Annotated in this window: 9 protein-coding genes; 2 read left to right on the plus strand and 7 right to left on the minus strand. The window is 64.1% G+C overall.

The window, feature by feature from the left end; translation table 11 throughout:
* Window positions 1–9: 9 nt before the first annotated feature.
* The 3 genes from C4Q26_RS00550 to C4Q26_RS00560 are packed head-to-tail and all read right to left on the minus strand — an operon-like array spanning window position 10 to window position 4,190.
* Window positions 10–2,463, minus strand: a complete 2,454-nt coding sequence (locus C4Q26_RS00550; protein ID WP_023380160.1) for a beta-glucosidase — start codon at window positions 2,461–2,463, stop codon at window positions 10–12.
* Window positions 2,456–3,076: an NADPH-dependent FMN reductase gene (locus C4Q26_RS00555; RefSeq protein ID WP_023380158.1), complete on the minus strand. Its 621-nt coding sequence runs from the start codon at window positions 3,074–3,076 to the stop codon at window positions 2,456–2,458. The genes C4Q26_RS00550 and C4Q26_RS00555 overlap by 8 nt, the downstream gene beginning before the upstream one ends.
* A gap of 16 nt (window positions 3,077–3,092) precedes the next feature.
* A complete protein-coding gene (locus C4Q26_RS00560; RefSeq protein WP_023380157.1) occupies window positions 3,093–4,190 on the minus strand; it encodes an LLM class flavin-dependent oxidoreductase in 1,098 nt (365 codons plus the stop codon).
* A gap of 243 nt (window positions 4,191–4,433) precedes the next feature.
* Between C4Q26_RS00560 and C4Q26_RS00565 the strand changes: the two genes are divergently transcribed.
* Complete coding sequence (locus C4Q26_RS00565; RefSeq protein WP_023380156.1) at window positions 4,434–5,147, plus strand: GntR family transcriptional regulator; 714 nt, start codon at window positions 4,434–4,436, stop codon at window positions 5,145–5,147.
* Between the two features lie 7 nt (window positions 5,148–5,154).
* Here the strand turns inward: C4Q26_RS00565 and C4Q26_RS00570 are convergent, their stop codons facing one another.
* From C4Q26_RS00570 to C4Q26_RS00585, 4 genes are all read right to left on the minus strand, one after another.
* Window positions 5,155–6,105 (minus strand): PDR/VanB family oxidoreductase, encoded by a 951-nt coding sequence (locus C4Q26_RS00570; RefSeq protein ID WP_023380155.1) that lies wholly within the window; start codon window positions 6,103–6,105, stop codon window positions 5,155–5,157.
* A gap of 56 nt (window positions 6,106–6,161) precedes the next feature.
* Window positions 6,162–7,223: an aromatic ring-hydroxylating dioxygenase subunit alpha gene (locus C4Q26_RS00575; protein ID WP_023380154.1), complete on the minus strand. Its 1,062-nt coding sequence runs from the start codon at window positions 7,221–7,223 to the stop codon at window positions 6,162–6,164.
* Window positions 7,224–7,442: 219 nt separating this feature from the next.
* Entirely contained in the window at window positions 7,443–7,865 is a 423-nt protein-coding gene (locus C4Q26_RS00580; protein WP_041925476.1) for a hypothetical protein, read from the minus strand.
* Window positions 7,866–7,991: 126 nt separating this feature from the next.
* Window positions 7,992–10,862, minus strand: a complete 2,871-nt coding sequence (locus C4Q26_RS00585; protein WP_104882554.1) for an HD domain-containing phosphohydrolase — start codon at window positions 10,860–10,862, stop codon at window positions 7,992–7,994.
* Between the two features lie 359 nt (window positions 10,863–11,221).
* Between C4Q26_RS00585 and C4Q26_RS00590 the strand changes: the two genes are divergently transcribed.
* A complete protein-coding gene (locus C4Q26_RS00590) occupies window positions 11,222–14,146 on the plus strand; it encodes an aminotransferase (RefSeq protein WP_104881881.1) in 2,925 nt (974 codons plus the stop codon).
* Window positions 14,147–14,238: the final 92 nt, after the last annotated feature.

A 14,238-nucleotide genomic window follows, 5' to 3' on the forward strand; every position in this document is an offset into this window, starting at 1 on the left:
GCACATCATTTATCTCGTGAGCGGCCTATCGCTGGCGTGGATGGATTGATCGAACAGCGAATGCCATGCGCCCGCCTCCACGCCGCCCTTCTCATCGACCTCAAGCGCCAGCTGCAGCCAGCCGTCAGTGCTTGAAGCGCCCAGGGTCATGCGGTAAAGCCCAGGTTGCAGTCGCCACCGCTGCTGCTCGCAATCCCAACGGGAAAAACTGCGCGCCTGGAGCACCAGGTCGACAGCGGCCCTCCCCGTCGCGGGAACGTCCACCGCCGCGAAGGCCTCCAGAGAATATCGCCTGTCCTGGCCTTCTTCGGGGGGGGCCAGCAGGTAGAGCTGGGGAACAGCCTTGCCCTGGCGAGACGAGTTGTTCAGCAACCCAAGGCGCACGCTCAGTGTCTCGACGTGCTCCCCGGACAACTGGGCCACTTCAGGCTCGATCGATGCATAACCCAAGCCATGGCCGAAGGGAAAGGCAGGCGTTAGCGAGTGCGCCGCAAAATGGCGATACCCCACCCACCAACGCTCGTGGTAGTGCACCTCACCCGCCGGATCAGGCGTGAGAGACCAGACCGGATAATCCTGCTCCCGCTCAGCGAAGGTCACCGGCAACCGCCCACCTGGCTCGAGATCGCCTGCCAATACCGAGGCCAGTGCAGGCCCGAAGGCCTGCCCCGGATACCAGGCGACGATGACAGCGGCGGCGTGCTTCAGGCAGGCCGTATCGACCGGATGCCCCACATTGAGCACAACGACCGTACGCGGATTGACCTCGCAGACCGCACGAACCAGGGTTTGCTGTGCGGCGCTGAGCTGGGTGGTGTCGCGGTCGACGCTTTCCAGCCCCGCATCGGCGGTCTCCCCCACCATGAGCACGACGCTATCCACCTGCTGCGCCAACGCCACGGCTTGCGCGAGCAGGTCATGTGACTGAGGTGCTCGACAGCCGAACCACAGGCCATGCGCCAGACTTCGGCCAATGTTCATCGAGAATTCAAGCGAACACTGCTGGCCCGCCTCCAGTATCACATCGACCCAGGTGTGTGGGCTCTGCATCAACTTGCCCATGATGTCACCGGACAAGGTGACGCCATCGAAGCTGGCATAGGCCTGCCCGTTGATGGAGAGGCTGACCTCGCCCGTACCGCCGAGGAAGAAGCGATACACACCACTGTTGGCCACTTGCATGACCGTGCTAGCCGTAACGTTGGCAATGCCTTCGAGCGACAGAAGATCGCCCACACCGGGCATGTCCTTGAACCAGACCAGCGAAGAAGCATGGCGCGTTTCCTCGTGCACCAGGTGCCCTTCGGCATCGCGGAACGTCACGCTCAGGTCCAGCGGCTCGCGGGTCAACGGGGGAATCCGGTACTCGGCGACCACGCCTTCGGCATACACCACCTCGTGGAAACGTGCCGTGATCGAGGTGACCGGCATTTCCGTCGCCGGGTCGAGCGCTACCTTGGCGAACGTGCCACCTTGGAAACAAGGCTGGATCGCGTTGGGGCCGATGACCGCGATGCGCTTTTCCTTATCCGGCCGCAACGGCAACAGGCCGTCGTTGCGCAACAGCACCATTCCAGCCGCCGCCGCCTCTTTCAGCACCTCGATGCGCTCCGATTCGGCAGCGACGCTGGCGTCATAGGGAAGCGGGTTGTCGACTCGACCAGCAAGGCGCTGCAGGCGTTCGACGGCATCGACCAGGCGTTCGCCGATCGGCGCAGCGACGTCCAGCGCCGCGCCCATATGCCGGGCAGGGCCGGGCATTTCCAGGTCCAGCCCTGCCGCCAGGCTAGCGACGCCGTCGTGGGTGCCAAACCAGTCCGACATCACCAGTCCGTCCCAACCCAAGCCCTGCTTGAGCCAGCCAATGGCTTGGCCAAGCTCGGCACAGCGCACCCCATTGACGCTGTTGTAAGCCGTCAACATGCCCCACGCTCCCTGCCTGGCCGTGTGCTCGAACGGGCGGAAATACACCTCCCGCAGGGTCTGTTCGTCTACCGTCACGTTCATGTTGCGCCGGTCGGTTTCCGAGTCGTTGCACACCAGGTGCTTGATCACCGACGCCACCCCACGGGACTGCACCCCTGCAGCCCAGGCCCCACCAAGATTCGAGATCAGCAGTGGGTCTTCGCCGAACAACTCGAAGGCCCGGCCCGCCAACGGGCTACGCATCAGGTTGAGATTGGGCGCAAGGATGCCCTGGATTCCCAGACGCAGCGCCTCGTCGCCCACCACCTGGCCGACCTTGCGCACCAACGCCCCATCCCAACTGGCCGCCAGCGCCAGACCGCACGGTGTCAGCAGCGCAAGATCGCGCTCATCCACCCGCCCTCCAGTGATGCCCATCGGGCCGTCGGAAAAACGCACGGACTTGAGCCCGATTGCCGGCAGCGGATGAGTCGACCACATATCCTGCCCGGCCGTGAGGTGCGCCACCTGGCGCCAATCGAATACTGGGCTACCCATGGCTGAACCTCTGCCCTGCCCCCTGACGCTGCTGCACCAGCGCAAGGCTCTGCTCTGCCAGTGTGGCCAACGACGCCGCTATCTGCTCATGGGTGCAACGGCCCTCGGCGTCGAACAGCGCAGCGCCGGCAGTGTTGAGCGTTACGCCCAATGGCGTTGGCCAGCCCCGCAGTGCATGGACGATGGAGCGCAGGGCTCCCAAGGTGGTGTTACACCCCTGCCATCCGGCCGCTGTGACGATGCAACCCACCGCACGGCCATCCAGGTAGACGCGGCGATCCTGACGCAGGTCTTCCAGCAGGTCGATGGCGTTCTTCACCAATCCGGAAACGCCGCCGTGGTACCCGGGTGTTGCGAAGATCACACCATCGGCGGCACGCACCGCCTCGATCAACGCCACCTCGGCCGGGGTGCGCTCGGTCACCTGCGGATCGAAGCTTGGCAAGGCAGAGAGCTCGGCGCCACCGAACAAAATGGTCCGTGCGCCCAACTGCCGCGCGCGCTCCAAGGCACAACGCAGAGCCTTCTCGGTGCTGGACCCCGGCCGGGTGGTGCCGCCGATGCCGACGATCAGTGGCCGATCAGCATCATGCAATTGAACAGTACGTTTCATGACTCAGGCCTCCGGCTCAACGAAATTGCGGCATGACTTCGCGGGAGAACAGATCCAGCGACTGGTTGGCAAAGCCGATGCGCTGCTCAGTGAGCGGCCCATTGGTGAAGCCCATCAGTACGTTGCCGATGCCAAGCTGCTTGTGCTTGTGCAGTTCTTCGGCGACCTGCTCCGGTGTCCCGTGCAAGCACCAGGTCTTGATCCATTCCGGGCTGAAGCAGTCAGGGTGTGGGTGCAGCGAGACGCCGCTGAGCACTTCGGCGCGCTTGTTGTAGTGGTACTCGCGGTCGATGGCCTGCTTGTAGGCCTTGAGGATCTGCATGAGCTCCTCTTGCGCCTGCTCCGCACTAGGGGCCAGGTGCACGCATTGGTAGGTGTGTGTGGTCCAGGACAGGCAATGTGCGACGACCTCCGGCGCATGACCGGCTTCGTGCAGCGCGTCGCGGTAGCGGTGGAAGTACTTGGTCAGCTCGGTGAACGGATCGGCACTGGCCGCCACTGGCGGGGTGAACGCCGGAATGAAGGCTGGCCAGCCGGAGTCGGCGGCCCGCTGCATGCTGGTTTCGCGCAGCGCCACCGGCATGATGCGGTTGAACTTCTTCTGGTAGGCCGTCGGCACGATGCGTTGCACGACGGCGCCCTTGTAGTGCGCGGTTTCGAAGGAGATTGGGGCGTCTTCCAGTTCCTTGTCCCAGAGGCGCTGGACCAGGTCGAGATTTTCCTGCAGCAAGGCCGAAGCATGCTTGTAGTTCACACCGAAGCCAATCATCTCCTCCGGTGTGGTCCCGCTGCCCACCCCCACCAGCAAACGCCCATCGGTCAACTGGTCAAGCAGATTCACCCGCTCGGCGAAACGCACCGGATGGTGCAGTGGCACCGTGGTGACCGACATGCCGAAATGTACTCGCTTGAGCTGCGCTGCCAGGTAGGCCGCGAACATGAACGGGTCGCTGGACATGGGGGCATAGCCGGTGAAGTGGTGATCCGGCATGAACACCGCGTCGAAGCCCAACCGTTCGGCAGCGCAGGCATGCTCTACCAGGGCGTCCATGACGAAACGGTCTTGTTCAGGGGCGGTCGAGCGGCCGACCAGGAATGCTGAGAAGCGCATCATGTGTGTCCTCTTATTGTCATGATGAGTCGCTGGGCGAGGGCTGGGAGGCCGGCGGTACCGATTCGAACCCCGCAACAGAATTAGAATTCTCGTTCCAGTTTCGAGAGAATAGTCAGCAATCGCCGCGCGCGTCAATGCATCGACCGAGGAAAAAACCGTCGACCCGGAGGCTGCCCTGCCAGCACCGCGCACGCCTGTGCTCGTTGCGTTACCATGGCGGCTCATTCCCCGAGGTCGCCTGCAATGAGCAAACATGGCCAGACCATCCTGGTCGCCCTGCGCAAGATGATCGCTTCCGGTGAGTTGGCCGGCGGTGAGCGCTTGATGGAAGTTCCCACGGCGGAGCGCTTCGGCGTTTCGCGCATGCCGGTGCGCATGGCGTTTCGTACCCTTGAACAGGAAGGCTTGCTGGTCCGCCATGGCGGCAAGGGCTTTCAGGTTCGCGCACTGAGCGTCGAAGACCTTACCGGCGCCGTCGAGGTGAGGGGTGTACTCGAGGGCCTGGCAGCACGGCAGTGCGCCGAGCGCGGCCTGGACGCCAAAGCCATGGCCACGCTCAAGCAATGCCTGGACGAGGGCGACGCGCTGTTCGACAAGGGCTACATCACCGAGCAGGACCTGGCGGCCTACCACGACCTGAACGTGCGCTTGCATCAGGTAATCATCACCGGCAGCGGTAACCCGGCAATCGCCGAGGCACTGGCACGCAACGATCATCGGCCATTCGCATCGGTGTCGGCGCTGGCCTTCGACCGCGACGACATGGCCCGCGAATACCGGCGCTTCAACTTTGCCCATATGCAGCACCACTCGCTGGTCGACGCCTTGCGCAACCGTCAGGGCGCGCGCGCCGAAAGCATCATGCGCGAGCATGCCAATGCCACGCTGCGCTACGCCGAGGTGTTCGGCGCAGCCAGCACGGCAAGTGGCGTCCAGGTGATTTCCAGGGGCGACTAGACGCCCGTTACAGATCGAGCACCAGCATGGTTGTCCTAGCCCGTGAGCAACAGGGTGTGAACTGATCGTTGGCCGCCCGCTCGTCTTCGGTCAGGTACAGGTCGCGGTGTTCTGGCACGCCTTCCAGCACCCGGGTCAGGCAGGTACCGCATACGCCCTGCTCGCACGAAACGGCAATCGACACGCCATGACGCTCCAGCACCTGGACCACGGTCTTGTCTGCTGGGATCTCGAATACCTGACCGGTGCTGCCGAGCTTGACCGAAAACGCTCCGTCATCGCGGGTGTCGACCGGCTCGGCGGCGAAGTACTCCCGATGCAGCCGGGCATCTGGCCAACCGTGGCTGCGGGCACTGTCCAGCACATGCTGCATGAACCCACCGGGGCCGCAGACATACAGATGGTCCTGCGCCCCAGGGTTTGCCAACACCTGCGCCAGGTCGAGCCGCGTGTTTGGATGCGCGTCGAAATGCAGGTGAACCTGGCTGGCATACGCGGCGCTAGTCAGACGCTCGAGAAACGCCGCTCGCTCGTGGGAGCGTGCGCAGTAATGCAGTTCGAACTCCTCGCCCTGGCTCCACAATTGCTCCGCCATGCACAGGATCGGGGTGATGCCGATCCCGCCGGCAAACAGCAGACTGCGACTGGCCTTGGGGGCCAGGGCAAAGAAATTGCGCGGCTCACTGATCAGCAGGGACTGCCCCGTCACGACCTGCTCATGCAGGCAACGGGAGCCACCGCGTGAAGCAGCGTCGTTGAGAACGCCGATCAGGTAGCGATGGCGTTCCTGGGGGTGGTTGCACAAGGAATACTGGCGCACCAGCCCTCCTGGCAGGTGCACGTCGATGTGCGCCCCGGCGCTGAATGCGGGCAGCGGGTTGCCGTGGGCGCAGCTCAGTTCGTAGCTGCAGATACCTTCAGCTTCACGGGTACGGGATGTGACGACAACTTCAATCATGGCTCACCTTCCATTGACGGCCACCCGGTGGCCGTGCTGGACATCGACAGGGACGGTTACTGCGCGGTAGCGATCAGCTGTGCTGCGACGCCAGCCTGCTCCTGAGCCACCAACCGCTCCAGGATGCGTCGCGACTGCACGCCGCCTGCGTCGATATTGAGCTTGAGCAGAGTGCGCTGCGGGTTGGCGAGCAGGTTGGCTTGCTGCTGCTCGAGCATGTCCAGGTCTTCGCTGAAGATCTTCCCCTGCCCTTCCCGGATGCTGTCGGTCAACGCCTGGTCCTGCGGATTGAAATTGCGCGCCATGCCCCAGAAGTACCAGATCGAGGTCTCGGTTTCCGGCGTGATGAAGTCCACAACGATGCTCGACGCCTTGTGTTCGGGCGCTGCGTCATAGCCTCCCTTGCCCGCGAGCGCCACGCCCACTTCGATCAGTACGTGACTCGGCGGAGTGAAACGGCAGATCTGCCAGCGATCCACCGGCAGGTCGTCAGGCAGATGATTACCCCGCAAGGCCATGCGCCAGAACGGCGGTGCCATGATGTTTTCCATGTGCCGGGCCGTGACGACTTCGTCGCCATTGACCGTTGTCACCGGAGGCGCTTCATCGATCTCCTTCTGGCCGATGCTCGAAGCATGCACGTAGGTTTCATGGGTCAGGTCCATCAGGTTGTCGATCATCAGGCGATAGTCGCACCTGATGTGGAACAACCCACCGCCGTAGGCCCATTCTTCGCTCTCGGCCCACTCCAGGTGGCACAGGGTCGCGGGATCGGCCAGTGCCTGGTCGCCGGGCCAGACCCAGACGAAACCGTAGCGCTCAACCGTGGCATAGGCCTTGTTGCATGGGAAGCCCCGTACCCGCTGGCCAGGCATTTCGAGGGTCTTGCCATCGCAGCCCATGACCAAGCCATGGTAGCCGCAGACCAGGTTGCCGTTCTCGACATACCCCAAGGACAAGGGTGCGCCGCGGTGCGGGCAGAAATCCTCCACGGCGCAGACCTGGTCCTGCTGCCCGCGGTAGAACACCATTTTTTCCCCACAGATTTGTCGGCCTAACGGCTTCTCGGTGATTTCATCAGGGGTGCAAGCCACATACCAGGCGTTTTTCGGGAACATTTGACTCTCCGGCTATTTATTTTTGTGGATCCATTAACTGATACAGAAGCGAGAAAAGTCAAATTATTTAGGCAATAGAAACTTTTTGTGGATCCACAAATCGCATCAAAGGTCATGTTCCTCAGCTAAACGCACGCGCGCGCCCATGCCCTCACAGCGAGCGCGACAACAGGAGCAAGGCGTGGATTCAGGGCGGGGGCAGATGGCCAGTGCACCACCTCAGGTGAGGCAGTAGTACTCACTGGCCTGGGCAACGACCTCATGCTTGGCGTTGAACAGCCGAGCCTCGGGGGTGAACGCCATCGAGCGGCCTTCGAGCAAGTAGCGCTGGCCGGCCTCGAAATGCGCGTAGTGAAGCGTCAGGTAACAGACACGGGTGGAAGGACCGCCCATCATGCTCATGCTACCGCCACCGGCCACTTCGAAATCGAACCGTACGATCAGCTCATGGCTGCCAGGGGCGACCTCGAAGAAGCGGCCATCGCGCAGGCGCTGTTTGTCCAGCCGCTCGGCCAGCAGCAACCTGTCATTGGGAAACGGTGTGGAAAAATCGACCCAGGCCTTTTGCGGGTCTGCCACCGGCATCGGAGCCTGGCAGCCTGCGATGACGCTGGCAACGAGTAACAGCACTAACCTGCGCATGCTGAGTGTTCCGATAAGTGAGTCACCAGCATAACGCCGGGATAGCTCGCCAGCCAGTGAAAAAGCCAGGGCCGCATGCACACCCGGCAGCGGGACCTGCCCGCGCCGACGGATTCCTCGACCGCCTCAACTTTCCAGCAGCGACTGCCCCGCAATCTGGGCCAACCAGTACGTTACGTCCACCTCGTCAAGCTGCTCGGGACGCAGGAACCGCTCGCCATACTCGCGGTATACCCCACTGCTCAGGAACAGCTGAAGCAGTTGCCCGTCGACATGCCTGTCGCGCGCCATGGATACCAGGATCTTCACCGATTCGGACAGTGTCTTAGGCGCTTTGTACGGGCGATCGGCGGCGGTCAGTGCCTCGAAGATGTCGGCAATGGCCATGACCCGTTCGGCGAGGCTCAGCTGGTCCTCGCCCAATCGGCGCGGGTAACCATTGCCATCCATGCGCTCGTGGTGGTTGCCGGCGATGGCAGGCACGCGCCGCAGCTGCCGTGGAAACGGCAAGGCACTGAGCATGATGATGGTCTGCACGATGTGTTCGTTGATCTTGAAGCGTTCCTCGTCGTTCAGCGTTCCCCGCCGGATCGACAGGTTGTACAGCTCGCCATGGTTGCTGGCATTGGCCGGCAGGCGCATGTCGAACCCCCACAGGTTGCGCGGGTCGTCGTGGGTCACGGGGGGCTTGCGCGGGCCCCAGGGTACGCGGTGCTCGTCCCGGTCAGCCAGCAATGGCTCCTCCACCGGCAGGGGCACCGGCGCCAGGCCAGCAAAGCGCTGCTCTTCATCGCGTGAAATGCCCAGGCGGTCATCGAAATGCCGTTGCCAGCGGCGTTGGCCTATACGCTGCAAACGCTCGACATCTTCGTCCTGCATGAACTCCCCGCCAATGTTGGCCTTGGCGACGAACGCGAACTCATCCTGCAACTGTACCTGGTACAGCTCCAGGGTGCGCTGCAGCCCTTGCCGGTCGCCGCCGGCGGCCAGCCCTTGCCAGTAAGCAAGCTCAGCATCGCGCCAGAGCACCTCAAAGCGCATGCGCACCTCGTGGATACGGTTGTACAAGGTCTCCAGCTTGGTGGCCTTGTCCACCACATATTCGGGGCTGGTGATCTTGCCGCAATCGTGCAACCAGGCCGCCACGCGAAACTCGTAGCGTTCACTTTCGCTCATGGCGAAGTCGGCGTAGGGGCCCGTTTCGGCCTGCACGGCCTTGTCCAGCAGCATCTGCGCCAATTGCGGCACCCGTTCACAATGGCCGCCGGTGTATGGGCTCTTGGCGTCGATGGCGTCGGCCAGCAACTTGATCATGGCATCGAGCAGTCGCTGCTGTGCCTCGATCAGCTGGCGCGTCTCGATGGCGACGGCGGCGGCACCGGACAACTCTTCGACAAAGCGTCGAAACGGCTGGCGTACTTCTTCGCGGGCGTGCTGGCTGTTCAATTGCAACACCAGGATGCCGAGCAGCGCCTGGCTGCGATCGTTGAGCACCACCGCCAGGCTCTCCCCACGCAGCTCCAGGGCATGGGCCACGGCGCTGGCCAGATCGTCGCGCTCATGGTCGTCGAGGGCCAGCTCTGCCGGGTACCCCTCGCCTTGGCAGGCGGCCAGGCGCAACGAGGCGCCCTCGGCGTCGAGCAGGTAAACCGCACCGGCACTGACTCCAGCGGCATTCACCAAGTGGGTGAGCACCCCGTCGAGCATGCGCTCCAGCTGGCTTTCTCGGCTCAGCGCCAGGGTGATCGCCTGGAAGCTGCGAATGGTGACGGACATGCGGCTGAGCACATGGCTCAGCTCACGCACCTCGGACACCCGCGAAGACACCCCAACTTCACGACTGAAATCGAAACTGGCCAGCGCCCGCACCTGCTCGGCGAGCAGGCGCAGCGGGCGCCCGATACGACGTCCGAGCAGCCCACCCAGCAACAGCAGTATGGCCATCAGTGCCAGCGTCCACAGCACTTGCTCGACCAGCACCGTGCGCGCTCCGGCCAGCAGCTCTCGAGCAGGCACGGCGATCAGCACCTGCAGTTCCTGGCCAGCCAGGGTGGTGAAGCGCACACGCATGCCGTACCAGGTCTGCCCCTGCAGTTCGTACGGCTGTGGTCGGCTGCCCTGGGGCAAGTCAGTGTATATCCGATCGAGGCTGGGGATACCCAGTTCCGAAAGGCGCGACAGGCGCACCGCTTCGCCCTCGCGCACGATTACGCGCGCAAGGTCCGGGTAAGCCACCACATTGCCCTGGTCGTCGACCACGGCGATTTCGGTGCCAGCGGTGATGCGTAGGTCACGGCTCTGGCTCGCCAGGTCGTCGACCGACACATCCATGCCGATCACAGCCCCACCATCGCGGCTGCGCTGGGCCATGGTCAGGCCGATCTGGCCGGTGGTGAAGAACACGTAGGGGTGGGTCAGCACGGTCTGTGCCTGGCTTGAGGCTTCGACGAACCAGGGGCGCTGACGTGGATCGTAGTGGTAATCCGGTTTGACCCGAGATTCGAGCAAGGTCAGGGCACGGTCGTAGAACCGCCACTCGCCCAGCATCGCCCCGCCCTCCCCCAGGCTGACGCTCTGCACCAGGAACTCCGTGCCTGGCGGTGCGGCGAAGCGCTCGAGCAACTGCGCCGTGCGCAGCGGGCGAAGCAGCATGAACTCGCCATTGGGGTAACCGACGTAGGCAGCGCTGAGCATCGGGTTGGCGTTGAGGCTTTCGACCAGCTGGGCCAATTGCTGCAGACGGGGGGCCAAGCCACTGGCGGACGGGTTGACGGCAAGCAGGCGAATGCTGCTTTGCACTGGGTCGACCAGGCGACGGGCGCGCTCATCGATGGTCCGGGCGAATTGCTCGGCCGTGTCGCCGGCTGCAGCCACCAGCGTCTGCTGTATGGCGCGATAGCCCTGCCAGGCCAAGCCAACACCCAGTACCAGCATGCCCAGCATGATCGCCAATGCCACCAGCCACTGCAGGGAAACACCCCGTCCTGGGTTGTTCATGGGGGTGTCTCCTTGGCACAAGCCGGTTCGACCGCACGAATCACCTTCACAAGACGCGCCACCAGGCGGCCTGCCAGCCAAGCTGCACGACCCATCGACACCTCGCCCATGCCGGGTATTCCATGTATTGCGGTTTCAACAGTGTAATCAGCGATTGCAAACGTGCCGGGTTAATGTCGAAGGGTGCAAGCCTCTTACCCGAAAGCTGGCGTCGTCGCCGCCATCCCCGAGACGCCAAAAGGAGATGGGCTTTGGCTCCGGGCGCCGTTATCAGAATTTCTGATCACGATTGTCTTTTATCGTCAGCCAACTGAGGCATAGATTCGGCGCCAATAATTGTACGACCCACGGTGGCATCCATGTCCTTCCCGCACGCAACCTCCACCTCGCTCGCTTCGCTGCTCGAACGCTCCAGCCAGTCCAGCCCTTCGCTCAACGAAGACCAGGCCCATGCCTTGCTGCGTGAGCACTATGACCTCGACGGGACGCTACAGGCCCTTGGCAGCCAGCAGGACCTCAACTACCGGGTCGATAGCCCGCAGGGGCGGTATGTGCTCAAGGCCTGCCATGGCACCTACGCCCAGATCGAGCTCGAAGCGCAACACGCGGCACTGGCGTACCTGCGTGACCAGGGATTGCAGGTACCCGCCGTGCGCACGGCACGCAATGGCCGGGCGCTGCTGGCCGTCGAGGTAGGCGGCCAGCCGTTGCGTGCACGCTTGCTCGACTATCTGGACGGGCAACCTCTGACTCGTCTGGCGCACCTGCCAGCCTCGGTCGTTGCCGAATTCGGCGCGCTGTGCGCCCGGGTCGACAAGGCCCTGGCCGGCTTCGACCATCCGGGGCTGGAGCGCACCCTGCAATGGGACCCTCGCCACGCCCTGGCACTGATCGAACACCTGCTCCCCGTGCTGAAGGACCCTGCGCGCCGGGACCAGGTGTCGCGCCTGGCACAGCAGGCGGCCAAGCGCCTGGAACCGCTGGTCGAGCACTTGCCGAGCCAAGCCGTGCACCTGGACATCACCGACGACAACGTCGTCTGGGGCCGCGATGCCGAACGTCACTGGCAAGTGCAAGGGGTGATCGACTTCGGCGACCTGCTGCGCACCTGGCGCATCGCCGACCTGTCGGTGACGTGCTCGGCCCTGCTCCACCACGCCGAGGGCGACCCGCTGCGTATCCTGCCGGCGATCAGTGCCTACCAGGCGCTAAACCCACTTCACGACGCCGAGGTACATGCCCTGTGGCCGTTGGTGCAACTGCGTTCGGCGGTACTGGTCCTGAGCAGCGAACAGCAACTGGCGGTCGACCCGGCCAACCAGTACACCCGTGACAACATCGCCCACGAATGGGAAATCTTCGACACCGCCTGTGCCGTGCCCGCCGCACTGATGGAGGCGGCAATCCTGCACGCCGCCGGCAAACCCCAGGCCACCGTGGACTTCGCCGGCTGCCTGCCCCTGATTCCCGCCCTGGCCGGACAGGCCGTGAGCCGGGTCGACCTGGGTGTGCTCAGCCCGCACTGCGAGGCTGGCAACTGGGAGCAGCCCGGTTTCGACCAGCACGTACTGACGGCCCAGCCCGCCCCCGCGTGCAGCCTGCATGGCCAGTTCCGTTTGTCGCAAACCCACATCGACCGCCCTGACGAACCGGCGACCTGCGCCCTGGGCGTAGAGCTCAATCTGCCGAACGGTAGCCTTGTGCAGGCGCCGGAGGCCGGCACCTGGCAGCGTACCGGCGATGGTCGCGGCTGCCTGCGCACCGCCACCTGGACCCTGTGGCTCAGTGGCCTGGAAGATGCCCCCGAGCATGGCCAGGCCTTGGCCAAAGGGCAGGCCTTGGGCAGCAGCTGCGGTTTTCTCAGCGTCCAGCTGTGCCTGGACGAAGGCTTGCAACCGCCATTCTTTGCCGCGCCCTCACAGGCCGCCGCCTGGATGGCCCTGTGCCCGTCGCCGGCAGCGTTGCTGGGCCTGGACTGCGATGCCGAGCCACTGCCCGACCCGCAAGCCCTGCTGGCGCGCCGCGATGCCAGCTTCGCCCGCTCGCAGAAGCACTACTACACCCAGCCGCCCCACATCGAGCGCGGCTGGCGCAACTACCTGATCGACATGCAGGGCCGCTCTTACCTGGACATGCTCAACAACGTCGCGGTGCTGGGCCACGGTCACCCGCGCATGGCCGCCGAGTCGGCGCGCCAGTGGTCGCTGGTCAACACCAACTCGCGCTTCCACTACGCGGCCATCGCCGAGTTCTCCGAACGCCTGCTGGAACTGGCGCCCGAGGGCTTCGACCGGGTGTTCCTGGTCAACAGTGGCACCGAGGCCAACGACCTGGCGATTCGCTTGGCCTGGGCCTATAGCGGCGGACGTGACCTGCTCAGCGTGCTGGAGGCCTACCATGGCTGGTCGGTGGCCACCGATGCCATTTCCACCTCCATCGCCGACAACCCGCAGGCCCTGGAAACCCGACCGGACTGGGTGCACCCGGTGCAGGCGCCGAACACCTTCCGCGGGCGCTACAAGGGCCCGGACAGCGCCGCCGATTACTTGCGCGATGTCGATGCCAAGCTCGCCGACCTCGATGCCCGTGGCCGCCAACTGGCTGGATTCATCTGCGAGCCGGTGTACGGCAATGCCGGCGGCATTTCCTTGCCAGCGGGTTACCTGCAGGCGGCCTACGCCAAGGTCCGTGCTCGCGGTGGCGTGTGCATCGCCGACGAGGTACAGGTGGGTTATGGACGCTTGGGCGAATACTTCTGGGGCTTCGAAGAGCAAGGCGTGGTGCCGGATATCATCACCATGGCCAAGGGTATGGGCAACGGCCAACCCCTGGGCGCGGTCATTACCCGCCGCGAAATCGCCGAGGCACTGGAGGCAGAGGGCTACTTCTTCTCCTCGGCAGGCGGCAGCCCGGTCAGTTGCCGCATCGGCATGGCGGTGCTGGATGTGCTGCATGGCGAAGGACTGCTGGACAATGCGCGGGAGGTCGGGCGTTACTTCAAGGCGCGCCTGCAGGACCTGGTCGACCGCTACCCCTTGGCTGGCGCCGCCCATGGCTCGGGCTTCTACCTGGGGCTGGAGCTGGTGCGCGACCGGCAGACCCTGGAGCCAGCCACCGAAGAAACCACCGCGCTGTGCAACCGCCTGCGCGACCTCGGCATCTTCATGCAGCCGACCGGCGATTACCTGAACATCCTCAAGATCAAACCGCCGATGTGCACCACGCGGGCCAGCGTCGACTACTTCGTCGACAGCATCGAGCGGATCCTGCAGGAAGGCCTGTAGCGGTCCTTAAGCCTTGCCCACCGGTGCGCCCGGTGGGCAAGGCCGATAGTTGTGATAGCGCCCTCTTGTGTTCATAATTTCTATCAATAAAA

The sequence above is a fragment of the Pseudomonas sp. SWI44 genome (assembly GCF_002947915.1).
GTDB lineage: Bacteria > Pseudomonadota > Gammaproteobacteria > Pseudomonadales > Pseudomonadaceae > Aquipseudomonas > Aquipseudomonas taiwanensis.